At 48.1% G+C, this 18,950-nt stretch carries 15 protein-coding genes; all 15 read left to right on the top strand.

All coding sequences use genetic code 11. The features are described 5' to 3' along the window. Window positions 1-47 precede the first annotated feature (47 nt). Entirely contained in the window at window positions 48-1,565 is a 1,518-nt protein-coding gene (locus tag SK066_RS15900) for an extracellular solute-binding protein (protein ID WP_320542214.1), read from the top strand. A gap of 221 nt (window positions 1,566-1,786) precedes the next feature. Then, window positions 1,787-2,953: a glycoside hydrolase family 88/105 protein gene (locus tag SK066_RS15895; protein WP_407673826.1), complete on the top strand. Its 1,167-nt coding sequence runs from the start codon at window positions 1,787-1,789 to the stop codon at window positions 2,951-2,953. Next, complete coding sequence (locus SK066_RS15890; protein WP_320542212.1) at window positions 2,925-4,301, top strand: glycoside hydrolase family 28 protein; 1,377 nt, start codon at window positions 2,925-2,927, stop codon at window positions 4,299-4,301. Before SK066_RS15895 ends, SK066_RS15890 begins: the two co-directional genes overlap by 29 nt. Before the next feature lie 147 nt (window positions 4,302-4,448). After that, window positions 4,449-5,369, top strand: coding sequence for a dienelactone hydrolase family protein (locus SK066_RS15885; protein ID WP_320542211.1), 921 nt, complete (start codon window positions 4,449-4,451; stop codon window positions 5,367-5,369). Window positions 5,370-5,584: 215 nt separating this feature from the next. Further along, entirely contained in the window at window positions 5,585-6,571 is a 987-nt protein-coding gene (locus SK066_RS15880) for a pectinesterase family protein (protein ID WP_320542210.1), read from the top strand. 109 nt (window positions 6,572-6,680) lie between these two features. Continuing rightward, a complete protein-coding gene (locus tag SK066_RS15875; RefSeq protein WP_320544901.1) occupies window positions 6,681-8,372 on the top strand; it encodes a glycoside hydrolase family 43 protein in 1,692 nt (563 codons plus the stop codon). Window positions 8,373-8,665: 293 nt separating this feature from the next. Further along, window positions 8,666-10,273 (top strand): ABC transporter substrate-binding protein, encoded by a 1,608-nt coding sequence (locus SK066_RS15870; protein WP_188773977.1) that lies wholly within the window; start codon window positions 8,666-8,668, stop codon window positions 10,271-10,273. A 77-nt stretch (window positions 10,274-10,350) separates the two neighbouring features. After that, window positions 10,351-11,301, top strand: a complete 951-nt coding sequence (locus SK066_RS15865; RefSeq protein ID WP_320542209.1) for an ABC transporter permease — start codon at window positions 10,351-10,353, stop codon at window positions 11,299-11,301. Window positions 11,302-11,305: 4 nt separating this feature from the next. Continuing rightward, window positions 11,306-12,151, top strand: a complete 846-nt coding sequence (locus SK066_RS15860; protein ID WP_320542208.1) for an ABC transporter permease — start codon at window positions 11,306-11,308, stop codon at window positions 12,149-12,151. Between the two features lie 13 nt (window positions 12,152-12,164). Next, window positions 12,165-13,187, top strand: coding sequence for an ABC transporter ATP-binding protein (locus SK066_RS15855; protein WP_320542207.1), 1,023 nt, complete (start codon window positions 12,165-12,167; stop codon window positions 13,185-13,187). Beyond that, complete coding sequence (locus tag SK066_RS15850; protein WP_320542206.1) at window positions 13,180-14,088, top strand: ABC transporter ATP-binding protein; 909 nt, start codon at window positions 13,180-13,182, stop codon at window positions 14,086-14,088. The genes SK066_RS15855 and SK066_RS15850 overlap by 8 nt, the downstream gene beginning before the upstream one ends. 50 nt (window positions 14,089-14,138) lie before the next feature. Beyond that, window positions 14,139-14,597 (top strand): hypothetical protein, encoded by a 459-nt coding sequence (locus tag SK066_RS15845; RefSeq protein WP_320542205.1) that lies wholly within the window; start codon window positions 14,139-14,141, stop codon window positions 14,595-14,597. Window positions 14,598-15,074: 477 nt separating this feature from the next. Next, window positions 15,075-15,821, top strand: a complete 747-nt coding sequence (locus SK066_RS15840) for a DeoR/GlpR family DNA-binding transcription regulator (protein WP_188773982.1) — start codon at window positions 15,075-15,077, stop codon at window positions 15,819-15,821. Between the two features lie 2 nt (window positions 15,822-15,823). After that, complete coding sequence (gene pfkB / locus SK066_RS15835; RefSeq protein WP_320542204.1) at window positions 15,824-16,735, top strand: 1-phosphofructokinase; 912 nt, start codon at window positions 15,824-15,826, stop codon at window positions 16,733-16,735. A 79-nt stretch (window positions 16,736-16,814) separates the two neighbouring features. Further along, window positions 16,815-18,797 (top strand): PTS fructose transporter subunit IIABC, encoded by a 1,983-nt coding sequence (locus SK066_RS15830; protein WP_188773984.1) that lies wholly within the window; start codon window positions 16,815-16,817, stop codon window positions 18,795-18,797. Window positions 18,798-18,950 lie beyond the last annotated feature (153 nt).

The raw sequence follows: 18,950 nt of genomic DNA, 5'->3' as shown, positions 1-18,950 counted from the left end.
TTCGCAATGGATTATCGATAACCGATAGGTGGAGAGGAGCATTACGGATGAAAAAGGAACGACAGATTGCGATGAAGAGATTGGCTGCTGTGATGGTGAGCAGTGCAATCGCTTTGACTGCTTGTGGTGGGCAGGGGGCATCCTCTGGCGAATATGATGCAAATTCAAAAGCAACGATTACATGGCTGAATATTTTGCATACCGCCTCACCGCCAACCGATACGATTTTGAACAAGCTGGAAGAGAAGACAAATTCCGATATTACCTTTTCGTGGATTCCAGATGCCTCTAAGGAAGAACGGATTAACACAGCGCTTGCATCCGACTCTCTAGCTGATATTGTGACCTTAACGATGCTGGACAACTCGTCTGTACGTAACTCGCTCAAGTCCGGTCTGTTCTGGGAAGTAGAGCCTTATTTGAAGGATTATCCGAACCTCGCTAAAATCTCACCGGATACGATCAAGTCGGCATCGATTGGCGGCAAGCTGTATGGTATTCCATTCCAAAAGGATCTGGCGCGTAACGGGGTCACGCTTCGTAAAGACTGGCTCGACAAGCTCGGTCTGGAGGTTCCCAAAACAACCGATGAGCTGATGGAGGTGGCGCGTGCCTTTACCGAGGATGATCCCGATGGCAATGGACAGGATGATACGACTGGCTTTGTTGATCGTAACGATCTGGTTTACGGTGCCTTCAAGACGCTTGGCTCGTACTTTGGCACACCGAATAACTGGCAGGTGAGCGCTGATGGCAAAATGACACCGGAGTTCATGACTGACGGTTATCTCAAAACGATGAACTACATGAAGCAGCTATACGACAAAGGCTATATGAACAAGGACTTTGCCGTAACTGCCAAAACCGATCAGCAGCAGAAGTTTGCACAGGGAAAAGCGGGCATTTATGTTGGCGCTCTGTTCGATAGCAAAAACCTGCTCAATATGTCCAAGGGTGTGCAGGATAATATGCAGCTGGTCATGGCCAATGATATTACCTCTACGGGAAAAGAAAGTGATCGCGCGATCTGGGCAGCGAACAACGGCATCGGCGGTCTGCTAGCATTCCCGCGTACTGAGGTGAAGGATGAGGCACAGCTAAAGCGGATTTTACAATTCGTGAATGATCTGCTGGATGAGGATTCCTATGCGTTAATGACTTATGGTATCGAGGGTACACACTACAAGCTGGATGACAAGGATGCCGCAACGATCATCAATACCGATCTGTGGCAGCAGGAAGTACAGCCGTTTGCCGCAAGCCGTCCAAAGGAAAGTGGCTTCAAAATCCATGACGCCGATCCACTCAAGCAACAAGCGGATAAAATGATCGCGGATAACGCGAACTATGCCGTGCTGAATCCAGCCTATTCGCTTGATTCGGAAACGTACAATACACAGGGCTCTGAGCTGCAAAAGATTATCACCGATGCTACGTACAAGTATATTCTCGGTGAGATCGACGAAGCAGGCTTTAAGGAAGCACTGGAAACATGGAAAAGCTCTGGCGGTAACAGCATCATTGCCGAATATGAAGCAGCGTACAAGCAAGCGCAGAGTCAATGATGGAATTGTCTATGCGTGCGTGTAGCTTTGGAGTGTATGATCTGCCATTCATCGTCTGGAAGGATGAGTGTATAACACGGATGGAATTTATTTGATTTGTAACGTTCAAAGGGTTGCCTGTCACCATTATGGCGGCAGGCAAAGCTGTTTTAGGATAAGTGATTTTGGCACTGATGCTTTCTATCGAGAAGCAAAGAAATCCAGTTTACAGGAGGATTATGATGACTACATTAGATGAGCAATCGCGCTGGGCAACACGAACTGCCGATTCGATTATGCAGCGTATGCCCTATTTGCATGAAGCTCCAGAGCATCACGGCAAATGGTCGTATGATTATGGCGTTATTTTGAAAGGGTTCCAGCTGCTCTGGAAGCAGACAGGAGATCGTAAATACTGGCAATTTATCCGTAACAATATGGATCATTTTATTTATGAGGATGGCACGATTGGTGGCTATCGTCAGGATGAGTACAATATCGACCATATTAACAACGGTAAGCTATTGTTCATGCTGCATCAGGATACAGGTGAAGAGCGCTATCGTCAGGCAGCAGCGTCGCTGCGTGAGCAGCTGAAAACACATCCACGCACGTCAGAGGGAGCGTTCTGGCATAAGCAAATCTATCCGTATCAGATCTGGCTGGATGGGCTCTATATGGGTGCGCCATTTTATCTGGAGTATCTGCTGGCATACGAGCAATCAGAAGGATTGGACGATGTGACCCGTCAATTCTTGCTCTGTGAGCAGCATACACGCGATGTGAAGACAGGGCTACTCTATCATGCATGGGATGAGAAGAAGCAGCAGCCGTGGGCCGATGCGAATACCGGGCTATCGCCTAACTTCTGGGGACGCTCATTAGGCTGGTTCGTGATGGCACTGGTAGATGTACTGGAAATATTACCGACCGAACATGCTCATTATAGTGAGCTGAAGCGGATGCTGAATGATACACTGACCGCTGTTCGTCGTTATCAGGATGCCGAGACGGGCGTATGGTATCAGGTGATTGATCAGGGGAATCGCAAAGGCAATTATCTGGAAGCGTCGGCAACAGCGATGTTTGTCTATGCGATGGCAAAAGGGATTCGGCTGGGCTTACTTGATCCAGAATGGCAACAGGCAACAGACTGGGCTTATGCGGGTATGATCTCGGAATTTGTGCTGGAGACGAAGGAAGGCTGGGTTAACTACAACAAAAACTGTCAGGTTGCAGGACTTGGCGGCGCCACCCAGCGCGATGGAACCTTTGCTTATTACATTAGTGAGCCGATTGTAACGAATGATCAGAAAGGGCTTGGTGCCTTTTTATTAGCATGTGCGGAGTATGAGCATGCTCTACAGGAGGATGGTAGCGATGAACCCCAATCTGTACAATATCGATAATTATGGTGCTTCGCCGAATACAGACCAGTTGTCCACCGAAGCGATTGCGGCTGCGATCGAAGCCGCTTCGGATGCAGGCGGCGGCACGGTCTATATTCCAGCAGGTACGTATCATACAGGCGCCATCATGCTGCAAAGCAATATCGAGCTACATGTAAGTGCTGGCGCTGTATTATCATTCAGCACCGATCCAGCTCATTACCCACCTGTGCGCTCGCGCTGGGAAGGTGTTCATCAGCATGTTCATGCTTCGTGTATTTATGGAGAACAGCTTCATAATGTGTCGATTACAGGAAGTGGACGTATCGAAGGCAATGGTCAGGCATGGTGGGAGCTGTTTCGCAATCACCGCGAGCAGTTGGAGTATCCGCGTCCAAAGCTGATTAGCTTCGATCATTGCACTCGAATTACGATTCGTGATGTGCAGCTACGCAATTCACCCAGCTGGACGGTCAATCCGATCTGCTGCGAAATGGTTACAGTCGATAATATTACGATCCATAATCCAGCCGACTCCCCGAATACCGATGGCATTAATCCAGAATCATGCCGCAATGTGCATATTAGCAATTGCCATATCGATGTAGGGGATGACTGCATTACGATCAAGTCCGGTACAGAGGATACGCCGGATCGGGTTCCCTGTGAGAACGTAACGGTCGTGAACTGTACGATGATGCATGGTCATGGTGGTGTCGTAATCGGTAGTGAGATGAGCGGAGATATTCGTAATGTCACCATTAGCAACTGTGTGTTTAAACAGACCGATCGTGGGATTCGACTCAAGTCGCGTCGCGGTCGTGGCGGCACGGTAGAGGACATTCGGATTAGCAATATTGTGATGGAGGATGTGATCTGTCCGTTTATTATGAATCTATATTATTTTTGCGGCCCGCGCGGTAAGGATAAGTATGTGTGGGACAAAAATCCATATCCGATTACCGAAGAAACGCCTTGTTTCCGTCGTATCCATTTTGCCAATATTACAGCACGCCGTGTGCATGCAGCCGCTGGATTTTTGTACGGATTAGCCGAGCAGTACGTGTCCGAGGTCACCTTTTCTGATATCGATATTTCGATGGCAGAGGATGCCATTCCCGGTCGTCCGGCGATGATGGCAGGGATTGAGGATATGAACAATCGGGGCTTCTATCTTGGCAATGTGCGTGATGTGCGATTCAACCGTGTCACGATTGAGAATCATGAAGGCCCTGCCTTTTATATTGAAAATGGGGAAGAGGTCGATGTAATCGATTGTCGTTCGCGCCGGACGAAGCGTGAGGAGCAGCTTGTCGAGCGTGTGACGATACAGCCATCTGCTGAGTCGGAAGCGCCTGTTCAATCTTAAAAATAAGACCTTGAATCTTAATCGTGTGATTCGAGGTTGAATTTAAGCTCAACTCAGGAGATTCAGTCCGAAACGTATATCGTACGGGGATGCAGAGATGGATCGACTAGGACGAGATGTCTGGCAACGAAGGAGTGCAATGTAATCATGACAGAGCAATCTCAACACATGCTTGGGCAAGACAATGACCCGTTATGGCAGCTGCTTGGCGATCTGCCAGCCAGGGTGCCGATTACGAGTCAATGGTTAGAACGCAGCGAGCAGGATGGCTATACGCTGGAAACGGTACTGCTGGAACTGAATGGACTGGAAAAGGTGCCTGCATCGATTGCCTTGCCACGAGAAGGCGAGGGCCCTTTTCCACTGATCATATTTAATCATTCTCATGGCGGCAATTATACAGGTGGGCGGCGTGAGCTGATTCATAGCAGTTCTTATTTACAGGAGCCTTCCTTTGCTTCGGTGCTAACAGGCATGGGCTATGCGGTCTGCTGTATCGATATGTGGTGCTTTGGTGAGCGAAGTGGTCGCGCGGAGAGTGAGACAGTGAAGGAAATGCTCTGGAATGGTCAGGTCATGTGGGGCATGATGCTCTATGACAACCGCCGTTTGCTTGATTATATGTGCAGTCGGGAGGATATCGATGCTACTCGCATTGGCACGATCGGGATGTCAATGGGAGGGCTGATGGCATGGTGGTTGGCAGCGCTGGATGAGCGCGTAAAGGTGATTGTGGATATCGCTGCTCAGGTAGATGCACATACGCTGATCGCCAAGCGAGGGCTGGATCATCACGGCTTCTATTCGTATGTGCCAGGCTTGCTCAAGCAGTATACGACACTGGATATTCAGCGCCGCATCGCGCCGCGTCCACGGATGAGTCTGGTCGGTCGTCATGACCGATTATGTCCGCTAGAAGGGGTAGAGCATCTGGCGGCAGGCTTACAAAAGGTCTATGCCGAGGCAGGCTACTCTGAGCACTGGCAGCCAGTCATTGGCAGTGGTGGGCATATGGAAACGATGGAGATGCGAGCGGCATGGATGCCATTTTTACAAAAATATATGTAGTGTGGATGCAGCGTCTGGAGACGAAGTGGATGCTCCATGACCTATCCATCTGCCATCTATCAGTAGCCATGCGAAGAAGCAACCATTCGATTGTAACGATATCCTATATCAAATTACAGCTATCAAATCACAACGTCATCGAGCCGTCCGTTGAGCCCTGCTGAATCGCAGACAACGGACGGTATCTGTATGTACGAAGGGAGCATGGATCGATCATGGAGCTTATTGTAGGAAAGGCATCTTTTTGCGATTATCATTCGATTCAAGAAGCGGTGGATGTACTGGATCAACGCGAAGCATCCTCTGAAGCGCGAGACACGATTTTCATTCTGGAAGGGGTATATGACGAGTGTGTGATCATTCATAATTCCAATCTGCGCCTATGTGGGGTGGGAAAGGTAGAGATTACACGCAGTCGACATGCGCGTCAGCATAATGAGCAGGGGGAAGAGATCGGTACGTTTGGCACACCGACTGTATTTCTCGGCGGTAGCGATCTGTTAATTGAGAATTTGACGATCAGCAATACAGCAGGACAGGGCGAAGAGATCGGACAAGCGGTGGCATTGACAGCTTACTGCGATCGCACTGTAATCCAAAATTGTACACTGCGTGCTTATCAAGACACCTTATTCACCGGGCCATTGCCACCCAAGCCGAAAGAGCGTGCCAAGTTCGGCGGAGCAGAGATCAGACATAAGCATGAGCAATACCGTCAGCTCTATGTGAATTGTTATATCGAGGGTACGGTTGATTTTATTTTCGGAGGAGCGACAGCTTATTTTGAGCATTGCCATATTCATAGTCTGCGTCATTATGATAATCAGCCTACCTACGTTACAGCAGCATCGACGCCGCAAGGACAGAAGCATGGCTATGTCTTCCATAGCTGCTGGCTGACAGGAGATGAAGGGATCACACCTGTATTTCTAGGACGACCGTGGCGTGAATATGCACAGACCGTATGGGTGAAATGCCGTCTTGGCGAGCATATTGATCCAGCAGGCTGGGATAACTGGGATAATACAGATAATGAGCGCACGGTTGTATATCAGGAGTATGATCCAGAGCATGCAGATGAGCTACGCAAGACACGTGTAGGCTGGGCAGATTGTCTGGCAGATGGTGTGGAGAAATGGGATCGCCAGACCGTATTTGGCGGTGAAGTATTCTGGGAGGAACCTGATTATGTCTATAAATAATAAGCAGGCTGCTTCGACATCCGATGCGGCTATCCAAGCTGGAGTTGTATCGTCCCGATCAGCAATCATCCGCAATCCTGTGCTTCCGGGCTTTAATCCTGATCCATGTATGATTCGGGTGAAGGATACATATTATATTGCGATATCATCATTTGAATGGTTACCCGGTGTGCGTGTGTACGAGTCCAATGATCTAATCAGCTGGTCGCATTGCACAGATATTTTAACCGATCAAGTACAGCTACAGGGCAATCCGAAGAATGGCAGTATCTGGGCGCCTCAGCTGAGCTATGATAATGGTCTGTTTTATCTTGCCTATACCGATGTGAAAAGCACGCGTCGTCCATTCAAGGATGCACACAATTATATCATTACAGCTGCCGATATTCATGGGCCGTGGTCAAAGCCGGTGTATGTGAATAGTAGTGGCTTCGATCCTTCTTTATTTCATGACGATGATGGGCGTAAATGGGTGCTTAACGCATTATGGGATTATCGAATCACCGAAGGTAATAAATCGAGTGGCATCGTAATTCAGGAATACGATGTAGAGCAGCAGCGTCTCATCGGTGAGCCGATCAAGCTATTTGACTGCACCGATCTGAAAAAGACTGAAGCACCGCATCTATACAAACATAATGGCTATTATTATCTGATTACTGCCGAGGGTGGTACAGGTACGGGGCATGCTGTAACCGTTGCACGCTCACGAACCTTACTTGGGACATACGAAGTCGATCCTCACTATCCAATGATGACCTCCAGTGCTCATCCCGATTGGCCTCTGCAATGTGCAGGTCATGCCAGTCTGGTGGAGACACCGGATGGACAATGGTATATGGCACATCTATGTACACGTCCGCTGGAAGGGCAGTATGCGATACTTGGACGCGAAACAGCGATTCAGCAAGTGTGCTGGGACGAAGAAGGCTGGCTGCGCTTGAGTGGTGGTGGGGTGTTAGCACAGCTAGAGGTGCCAGCACCGATAAATGGAATGGGTCGAGCAGTAGGTCGAATCGAAAGTGACATTGAAGATGGATATGAATATGAAGGTGAGCATAAACATAAATATAATCATGACCATGACCAATCTACTGATACACATACACATTCTGAAGCGCACGCAGATTCGGTTCAATCGATCCAATCCAGTCAGGCGAAACCAACGCATCCACCATATACTTTCCATGATTCATTTGCATCTGGTCATCTGCATTCGGAATGGAATACACTTCGGATTCTAGCACGTGAGGATTGGTGCTCCTTATTAGAACGTCCGGGTTATTTGCGGCTATATGGTGGTGAATCGCTGCAAAGTCTGTTCCATCATCATCTGATTGCTATACGTCAGCGCCACCATCGCTTTCGCGCAGAAACAGCACTGGACTATCATCCACAGCAATATTTACAAATGGCAGGGCTGGTGCTGTATTTAAATGACGAGAATTATCTGTATACCTGTGTGAGTCATGAAGGAAATAGCAAGGTGCTTCGATTAATGCGCTGTGCGGCGGATCAGTTCTACGTGTATCCCGATGCAGTAACGATCGAGGAGCAGGGCATTATTCATCTGGCAGTAGAAGTGCATGATACGACAGCACGTTTTTACTATCAAATCACAGGAAGCGAGACATCAGAAGCAGAGCAACAAGCATGGAAGCCACTTTATGGAGAGGAGAATATTTCCTTCCTGTCTGGCGGCTTTACAGGGAACTTTGTTGGCATTGCAGCGCATGATATGTATCAGTTTAAGGGGAGCTATGCGGATTTTAGTTATTTTTCGTATGAAGAGCAGATGTAATCCGTCATATTCTGCATGATATGATCGTTAGCCAACAGCCATTTTATATCTTCCGACTGTCAATAGGGGCGTGCATGTCGTTTCCTGTTGACAGTTTTTTGTGTAGAGATTTTGTAGAGAGAGATGTATTAGGCATATGTAATTTCACTTAATGAATCAGCCAGCCCGTAAGAGCATTATTATAAATAATGTCATATAAGGTAAATTTAAAGCATTGTAATTCCTAGTAAACCGATATACTATACAGTATATAAAGGCAAGCCAGCAACTATTACAGATGGGGGATAAGGAAAATGAGTACGAAGTTTAAAGGTTTAGTCATTGCAATGCTGTTTACGGTATTACTGGCAGCTTGCTCAGGCAATAGCGGCGGCTCCACAGCGGCAACGTCAACAGGCTCGTCTACAGCAGACAGTGGAGCACCGAAGGATGGCGGCAGTCTAATTATCGGCGTTGCAGCAGACCCGGTGATCTTAAACCCGCTTTATGCAGGCGATCGCGTCAGTCTGACGATTGATCAGGCACTCTATGCACCACTATTTCAAGTGAATAATGGTAAAAAGACGTTTTATCTAGCTGAGAGCCTGGAGCCTTCCGCTGACCAACTTACATACACGCTCAAGCTTAAAAAGAATCTAACCTGGCATGACGGACAGAAGCTGACGGCTGATGATGTCGTATTCACTATCAACAGTATTCTGGATGAAAAGCAAAACAGCTTCCTGCGTGCAGGCTTTATCATTAATAACAAGCCTGTACAGGTGTCCAAGGTCGACGATCTAACCGTAGCGTTTAAGCTGCCACAGGTGAGCCCGGCGTTCGAAGCTTCACTTGTACAGGTATCACCTATTCCAAAGCATATTTTTGAAGGCGAAACCGATCTGGAGAAGAGCAGCAAAAACAATAATCCAGTTGGCTCTGGACCATTCAAATTTAAAGAATACAAAACAGGTGAGTATGTAACACTGGATCGCTTTGATCAATATTTCGGTGGTAAGCCGCATCTGGATCGTGTTACCTACCGTATCGCAAAGGATGCGAATGCTGCGAATCTGGCGCTTCAAAATGGTGAGATCAACGTGCAATATCTTGACCCACGCGATGTAGCAACGATTCAGGCTACTGGCAATTTTGATATCCAGTCTTATAGCGAGGGGCGTCTTGCGTACCTGTTATTTAATGAGAAAAGCGATACTGGCGTGCTCGCCAAAAAAGAAGTACGTCAGGCGATCGGCTATGCGCTGAATCGTCAGGAGCTAATTCAGACCGCCTACACATCAGATCAATACGCCGATCCAGCTCATTCGTTTGAAACACCGGATGGCTTGTATCAGACGAACGATGTACCGACCTATGATAATGATGTGGAAAAAGCAAAACAAATTCTTGCGCAGCAGGGCATTAGCAATTTGAAGCTGCGTATGATCGTACAGTCTGGCAATAAGGTTCAGGAAGCCGTTTCGCTCTATGTACAGCAAAAGCTAAAAGAGATTGGTGTGGATGTCGAGCTGCAAAATATGGACTCCACGGCATTCGGTCAGAAGTTTGTAGATGGCAAGGCAACAGACTATGAGCTAGCATTGAGCGGCTATATTATGGGTTATGATCCTGATGCGTATCGCATTCTGTTCGCAACAGGCTCTTCCTCCAACTACACTCACTATTCCAATCCACAGGTGGATAAGCTGTTCGAGCAGGGCTCTGGTGAGGGAGATACGACAAAGCGTGCAGAGATTTACAAACAACTGCAAACGATTATTGCTGAAGATGCACCGATCTATCCGATTGCTTATACGAAAACCATCGTAGCGATCTCTAAAAATTATGGTGGTCTTGATCAGGCTGTGCTGAAGCCAGTCGTCATTTTCGAGGATCTGTCCAAAATTTATCAAAAACAATAAAAGTCCATGTTCATAATGAAAGCAGCAGATAAGCCGGTTTCCCGGCTTATTTGTTGTGGTGAGGGGAGCTGCGGAACATGAGGCAAATGATTATTCGCCGATTGCTGCAAACGATACCGTTGTTATTTTTTGTGTCTATTGTCTGCTTTGCCATGATCAAGCTTGCACCGGGTGATCCGGTGCTGTCGTTTGTGACACCGAATATGCATGCAGATGATATTGAACGTATTCGTCACAATCTCGGTCTGGATCGTCCGGCTTATATTCAATATTTACTCTGGTTAAAGCAATTAGTGCAGGGCGATCTTGGTTATTCGCTCGTCAATCATCAGCCTGTGCTCGGTCAGATTATTGACCGTCTGCCTGCGACAGCAGGGCTTATGGGGAGCGCGATCCTCATTGCCGTTCTGCTCGCGATTCCGCTCGGCTTGATTGCAGGTGCGAATCGTAATCGCTGGATCGATAAAATCATTAATTTGATCGCGTATATCGGTATTTCTGTGCCGTTATTCTGGCTGGCGATTCTGTTAATCTATATTTTTGCTATTAAGCTGTCGCTATTGCCTAGTATGGGGATGCGCACGATTGGTGAAGAGTCGATTGGAGATGTGCTTCGTCATGGCATTTTACCATGCTCGGTGCTGGCTTTTGGTTTTCTGGCAGGATATGTGCGCTATATTCGCTCCAGTACGATCGGTCAGTTAAAAGAAGATTATGTGCAGATTCAGTATGCTTTTGGTTCTAATAAATGGACGATTCTGTTTCGGCATGTGATCAAGCATGTGCTGCTACCTATTATTACGTTACTTGGTATGTCGATGGGCGATCTGGTAGCAGGCGCGATTGTAACAGAAACTGTATTTTCGTGGCCAGGCATCGGTTCGCTCGGAATGACTGCGGTTCGAGGGATGGACTATCCAATCATTATGGGGATTACTCTGTTCTCGTCCTTGCTGCTTATTCTGGGCAATCTGGCAGCGGATATTTTGTATGCGATTGTAGACCCACGGATGAAGGTAAAGGGGTGACAGCATGAATCAGACGAAATGGAACCATTTAAAACAGGAGCTGTTCAGCAGTAAGCCAGCAATAGCTGCTCTATGCCTGCTCATCGTGCTCATGCTGGGAGCAATATTCGCCTTTTTGTCCCCATATGATCCGAATTTGATGAATGCGGGAAAACCGTTTAGTACGCCAGATGGTTCGCACTGGTTTGGTACAGATGATTATGGTCGTGATTACTTTGCGCGTGCGCTGTATGGTGGGCGTGTATCGCTGCTCGTTGGCTTTGCTTCAATGGTTATGGCTACTGCGATTGGCGTAGCAGTCGGTGTGATTAGTGGTTATTTTGGCGGCTGGATCGATAGCTTGCTTATGCGCGCGCTCGACGTGATTTCGTCGATTCCATCGTTTCTGGTGTTGCTGCTGCTTAGCGTGTTTTTGAAGCCAAGTGTCGGCAATATTATCGTCATCATTGCACTACTAATGTGGATGAATGTGGCGCGTATTGTACGTGCGGAGACGATGAGCATTAAAGAACGAGAATATGTACTCTATGCACGTGCCTCCGGGCAGGGTGCAGGAGGGATGATCCTGCTTCATATTATTCCGGGGCTGATTCCAGTCATTATTGTAGGAGCAACTAACAATATCGCTTCGGCGATTATGATGGAGTCTTCACTTAGCTTTCTAGGGTTTGGCGTGCAGCCGCCTAATGCAACATGGGGCAGTATGCTGAACAGTGCGCAGGGATACATCGCTCAAGCGCCCTATCTGGCGCTATTTCCGGGCTTGCTTATTTTACTAACCGTCCTTAGCTTTAATGTGCTGGGCGATATTTTACGAGTCGGTTTGGAACCGAAGCTGGATCGAAGATAGGAGGGGATGGATCATGACAGAACGTTTGCTCAGTGTAGACAATTTAAAGGTCTCCTTTGCGACTCGGGATGGAGACAATCAGGCGGTACGCGGCATTAGCTTTCATATCGATAAAGGTGAAACGCTCGGCATTGTGGGTGAGTCCGGTAGTGGGAAAAGCGTCACCGCTCGTTCCATCATGTCGTTGATCTCGTCACCCGGGCGGATTACGGATGGCAGCATTCAGTTTCGTGGCCAGGATTGTCTGACATGGTCGGAAAAGGAATGGCGTAAGCTGAGAGGGAATCGCATATCGATGATCTTTCAAGACCCGATGACCTCGCTCAATCCACTAAAGCGTATCGGTCAGCAATTAACCGAGGTGCTGCGCCGACATCGCGGTCTGGATCGACAGCAAGCGAACAATGAAGCCGAGCGATTGCTACGCGAGGTAGGTATTTCCGATGCAAAAACAAGACTTCGGCAATATCCGCATGAATTCAGTGGAGGGATGCGTCAGCGTGTGATGATCGCGATGGCATTATCCTGTCAGCCGGATCTGCTCATCGCGGATGAACCAACGACAGCGCTTGATGCTACGATTCAGGCACAGATTTTAGACCTGTTCAAAAACCTCAAGCAACATTCGGATACATCCATTGCGCTGATCACGCATGATCTGGGTGTCGTGGCGCAGGTATGCACAAGAGTCATTGTCATGTATGGCGGCTTGATTATGGAGGAAGGGCGTGTAGAGGATATATTCTATCGTCCACAGCATCCGTATACGAAAGGCTTGCTCGGCTCGCTGCCCAAACGCGGAAGTGGCTCACGTGAGCGGCTTGTACCGATTGAAGGCACCCCACCCAATCTGCTAGCTCCACCTTCAGGGTGTCCCTTTGCCGAGCGTTGTCCCCAAGCTTTTGCACATTGTGCAGAGATGCCGCCTATCGTCGAGATGGAAAAGGGGCATTATTCGATGTGCTGGTTATCTCATCAAGCTGCTACCACAGGCAACCACGATCTTACATCAGAAGGAGTAGAGCATAATGAGTGATATTCTGGTCGATGTCCACAATTTGAAAAAGCATTTTGTGAATTCACGCAACTGGCGCGGACAACCAACCGGTGTACAGCGTGCGGTAGATGGGGTTCATTTTCAGATTCGTCGCGGAGAGACATTCGGTCTGGTAGGCGAATCTGGCAGTGGAAAATCTACCATCGGGCGCTGCTTGCTGCGATTGTATGATTATACAGAGGGTCAGGTGACCTTTGCCGGTCAGCCGCTAGGTGAACTTAGTGAAAAGGCGCTCAAGCCGTTTCGCCGGCGAATCCAATCTATTTTTCAAGACCCGTATTCTTCACTGAATCCAAATCTGAATGTGCTAGAGCTGATTAGCGAGCCGATGAAAATTCATGGTATAGCTGCTTCTAGTGAACGAAAAGATACAATTGCCGAGCTGCTGGAAAAGGTAGGGCTAAACTGGGATCATCTATATCGATATCCGCATGAGTTCAGCGGTGGACAGCGCCAGCGTATTTCAATCGCTCGTGCGTTATCAGTACGACCGGAATTTATCGTCTGCGATGAGCCGATCTCTGCGCTGGATGTATCTGTACAGGCACAGGTCGTGAATATGCTGGAGGACTTGCAGGCAGAATTCGGATTGACCTATTTATTTATCGCCCATGATCTATCGATGGTACGCCATATTTCCGATCGGATTGGCGTTATGTACGGGGGACGCCTTGTCGAGGTAGCGACAAGTGATGAGCTGTATGAGAATCCACAGCATCCATACACACGAGCTCTACTCTCATCTATTCTGGAAACTGATCCAGCCAAAGTAGCAGAGCGTATTCGTCCTGATGGCTTTACGATCATTCGTAATAATGAGCATGCTGCTCCACTGGAAGAGATTAGCCCGGGACATTTTGTAGCCTTTGATTATCAATGATATCGATTCGATGAATCTGACATAGAGAAATGAACGAAAGGTGTGTATACATGATGACGAGCACGACTCCATCGGAATCCCCCTATCAAGTAAAGCTATCCCAGTGGGAGGCGTTATTGTTAGAATCACTGCGTAGTCGCGGCTGGTCAGACCATCAGCTATTAGAGCTGGGCGCGCTGGAGCAGCTTCCCATCGATAGGAGTGAATACGAATGGGATTATACCGAGCTGGCGGCACTGGCGAATACACAGCCTGAACGGTATCGCCAGGCTGTACAGCAGGGCTATCAGATTAAATACAATACGATTCGTGGACTTCGTAGCTGGCTACATATCACTTTTGACATTGAGCCTGAGATGCTGCTGGAGGAGGGACACGAAGCTATCTATGTCACCCTCACGGATAAGCAGCTTCAACATCTGCGGCATGTACTGTCACCTGGCTGGGTGATTCGAATGGAATCTGCGCCGTTGTACGGTATAGAACCACAATATCGCTCCATGCCATAATTCAATGAAACAAAACACGATAACGCATAACATATGCACATCAAGTCTGCCTGTCACGAGTCATTGAAGCAGTCAGTAACACATGTCTGATGACCATAGTGTGTCTGATGACTATAGTATAAATAAAGCCAAGCCCTCTTCTGTTGGCATTTCTTCGTATAGTAGGGCTTAGCATAGCTATTCAATAAACAGATGTATGCCCCAGCTTTTCCAACACATACAAGCTACCCCAAGCGATTCTTTTATGTCGCATTCGGGGTGGCTTCTTTTTTTTCTGTAAAATACTGTAATCGTTTGTGCTGAAAAACCGATAATGAGAAAGAGAGCATCATCCCCAGCCCTCGATTCATTTTACCAGCGCTATCCAATTTGTGAACGAAATTCGTCGACTCGTGAAACTTTTTGGATTATTTTGAAGGAGAGTGATTGTTTTTTGTTACGTTTGTGGTAGTATATAGAGCAGTTGGGGGAATGAATATGCTTACAGAGGAACGTTACAACCTGATTATAGAGCGCTTACAGGAACGCGGTATTGTGAAATTACAAGAACTGGTCGATGTGTCCGGAGCTTCGGAATCCACGATACGGCGCGATCTAATCGACCTGGAAGCCAAACAGCTGCTTAGGCGTATCCACGGTGGAGCAACCTTGCTACATCCGAAAAATCAGGAACCTGGTATGGAAGAAAAAACCTTCACAAACGTTCAAGAAAAAAGTATAATTGCTCGTCTAGCCTCCCATGAGATTGAGGATGGCGAATGTATCTATCTGGATGCAGGTACGACAACACTGGCAATGATTCCATATATCGAAGCAAAAGACATTACCGTCGTTACGAATGGACTATCTCATGTGGATGCACTTGTGAACAAGCGAATTCGCAGCTATCTGCTTGGTGGCATGATGAAAATGCATACCAAAGCCGTGGTAGGCAGTATGGCGCTACAGAGTATGGAGAATTTCCGGTTTGACCGCTGCTTTCTAGGGGCGAATGGCGTGGATGCCGAAATGGGCTACACCACACCAGACCCGGAGGAAGCAATGATCAAGCGGCGTGCTCATGAGCTTGCCGCCCATACGTATGTGCTAGCGGATTCGAGCAAGATCGGTGAGGTCACCTTTGCGCGGCTACTGGATTTACAGGAGGCTGTGCTGATCACCGAGTCGGTGCCGGAACATTCCCGTCCGTCCATATTGAACAAAACTAAGATAATCGAGGGATAAACATGATCTACACTGTAACACTCAACCCTTCTATCGATTACATCGTGGAAGTTGACGAACTGAAGCTTGGTGAATTGAACCGAATGAAGCGTGACTTGAAGCTTCCTGGCGGAAAGGGCATCAATGTATCCCGTATCCTGAACCAGCTTGGCGCACAAAATACAGCAATTGGCTTTCTTGGCGGATTCACCGGTCATTATATCGATGACAAGCTCAAGGAGGATCAGATTGCTACGGACTTTGTTTTCATCAGCGATGATACGCGTATTAATGTGAAGCTGAAGCATGGAGATGAGACAGAGATCAACGGTCTGGGTCCAGCGATCAGCACAGAAGAAGCTGATCAACTCGTGAACAAGCTATCCGTGCTGAAGCAAGGCGATGTGCTGGTGCTATCGGGTAGTGTTCCACCTTCACTGGGTGGCAATTTCTACGAGCGTCTGATCGCTGTGTGCGAAGAGAAGGGTGCCGAATTCGTGATCGATACGACAGGCAAGGCACTCCTTGAAGCATTACCACATGGTCCCCTGCTGGTGAAGCCGAATCATCACGAACTGTCGGAGCTGTTTGAAACGGAAATTAACAGCCGTGAAGAGCTGATCGCACATGGACGTAAGCTGCTGGAGCTGGGTGCGAAGCATGTACTCATTTCTATGGCGGGTGACGGTGCGCTGCTGGTGACGAAGGATGAAGTCTACCACGCGAACGTACCTAAAGGTCAGGTGAAAAACTCGGTTGGTGCAGGCGATTCCATGATTGGCGGTTTTGTTGGCACACTCGTGCTGAGTAATGATCCACTGGAAGCGTTCCGCACAGGTGTAGCATCTGGAAGTGCAACAGCATTTTCCGATGATCTGGCAGATCGTGCGAAGATTGATGAGCTGCTGCCACAGGTGACGATCACACGTTTATAGTATTCGTAATGAACCCACACCGGGGCTGTCTGCTGAAGCGCAGTAGCCCGCGGTGATTGAGATTAAGGGAGTGTACACAATGAGAATTACTGATCTGATGATCAAGGAAGTTATGATCATGGACCTGCAATCGGTGAGTAAAGAGGCTGTCATCGACGAGCTGATTACAAGTCTGACTGCGAGCGGTCGTATCAATGATCCGATCCTGTTCAAAGAAATGATCCTCAAGCGCGAGGGCGAATCCAGTACAGGTATCGGTGGCGGTATCGCAATGCCTCACGCCAAAACAAAAGCAGTGAACGAACCTACCGTTGTGTTTGCAAAAAGCAAGCAAGGCGTTGATTATGAATCCCTTGACGGTGAGCCTGCTCATCTGTTCTTTATGATCGCTGCTCCGGAAGGCGCTGCCAATACTCACCTGCGCACGCTAGCCGCTTTGTCCAAGCTGCTCATTGATAGCGATTTCATCGCTCAATTGATGAACACATCTACACCGGATGAGGTTGCTGCTCTGTTCGATGAGAAGCAAGCAGAGGCTGATGCCAAAGAAGAAGCCAAGCAAGCGGCAAAGGCTGCAAAAGAAGCAGAACAACAAAAAGAAAATGCACGCGAGCAGGTCGCTTCATCTTCTCTGACTGGTGGCGAAGGTGCCGAGCCATTCGTCGTTGCCGTAACAGCGTGTCCAACCGGTATCGCGCATACCTTTATGGCAGAAGATGCTCTGATCAAAAAAGCACAGGAGATGGGCGTAGCCATCCGCGTTGAAACGAACGGCTCTGAAGGCGCAGGCACACCACTGACTGCGGACGAAATCCGCCGTGCGAGCGGTGTTATCGTGGCTGCTGATAAAAAAGTTGAAATGGATCGCTTTGACGGTAAGCCGGTATTGCAAAGACCCGTGAGTGACGGTATCCGCAAACCGGAAGAACTGATTCGCAAAGCGATGAACGGTGAAGCACCAGTGTATCGTAGCTCTGGTCAGGCTGCTAATAGTGAAGAAGGCTCTGGCGAAAAAGTAAGCGTAGGTAGCAAAATTTACAAAGACCTGATGAACGGTATTTCGCACATGCTGCCATTCGTTGTCGGTGGCGGTATCTTGCTGGCAATCTCGTTCCTGTTTGAACAAACACTCGGTCAGGATAATACACTGGTGAAGCTGTTGCAAACTATTGGCGGCGGCGACGGTGCATTCTTCTTCCTGATTCCAATCCTTGCCGGTTTTATCGCGATGAGTATTGGCGATCGTCCAGCACTGATGCCTGGTATGGTCGGTGGTCTGATGGCAGTTAACTCGAACGCTGGTTTCCTGGGCGGTCTGGCTGCCGGTTTCCTGGCTGGTTATGTTGTTATCTTCCTGCGTAAGCTGCTCAAAGGCTTACCAAAAGCGATTGATGGCTTGAAGCCGATTCTGCTTTATCCGGTACTTGGTTTGCTGATTACAGGTACAATTTCGTACTTTATCTTTGATCCGATCTTTGGTGGGATTAACTCCTGGCTCGTTAACGTGCTGAACAACCTGGGTACAGGTAATGCGATCATTCTTGGTCTGATTCTGGGCGGCATGATGTCCATCGATATGGGTGGTCCATTTAACAAAGCGGCATACACATTTGCAATCGGTGTATTCACATCGAGTGGTAATACAAACGGTATGATGATGGCGGCGGTTATGGCAGGTGGTATGGTTCCACCATTGGCAATCGCACTGGCAACAACGTTCTTTAAAAACAAATTTACTGAGCAAGAACGCAAGTCCGGTCTGACTAACTATGTACTGGGTCTGTCCTTCATCACAGAAGGTGCGATTCCATTCGCCGCAGCTGATCCACTGCGTGTCCTGACTTCTTGCATCATTGGTTCCGCGGTAGCTGGTGGTCTGACTCAGCTGTGGCATATCAACTTGCCTGCACCACACGGCGGTATCTTCGTTGCAGCATTAGCAAACCATGCTTTGTTATTTATGCTGGCGGTGATCATCGGCGCAGTTATTTCGGGTCTGATCCTTGGCGTATGGAAAAAACCAATTGCCAAAAAACTAGCTGAACAACAAAAAGCAGCTTAATTTCAATAGTTTAAGCTTTATCATACTCATAAAAAAGGCGGCAGGGTAAAATTACCTTGCCGCCTTTTTGTATACATATCTGCCGATTTCGCTGCTTAATCCTATTGCCTCGTTCACATCTGGTCACACGCTTAGCCTGTATACTTCAAATAT

Source organism: Paenibacillus hunanensis (assembly GCF_034055775.1).
Lineage (GTDB): Bacteria > Bacillota > Bacilli > Paenibacillales > Paenibacillaceae > Saccharibacillus > Saccharibacillus hunanensis.
This window is presented reverse-complemented; position numbering and strand designations above follow the sequence as displayed.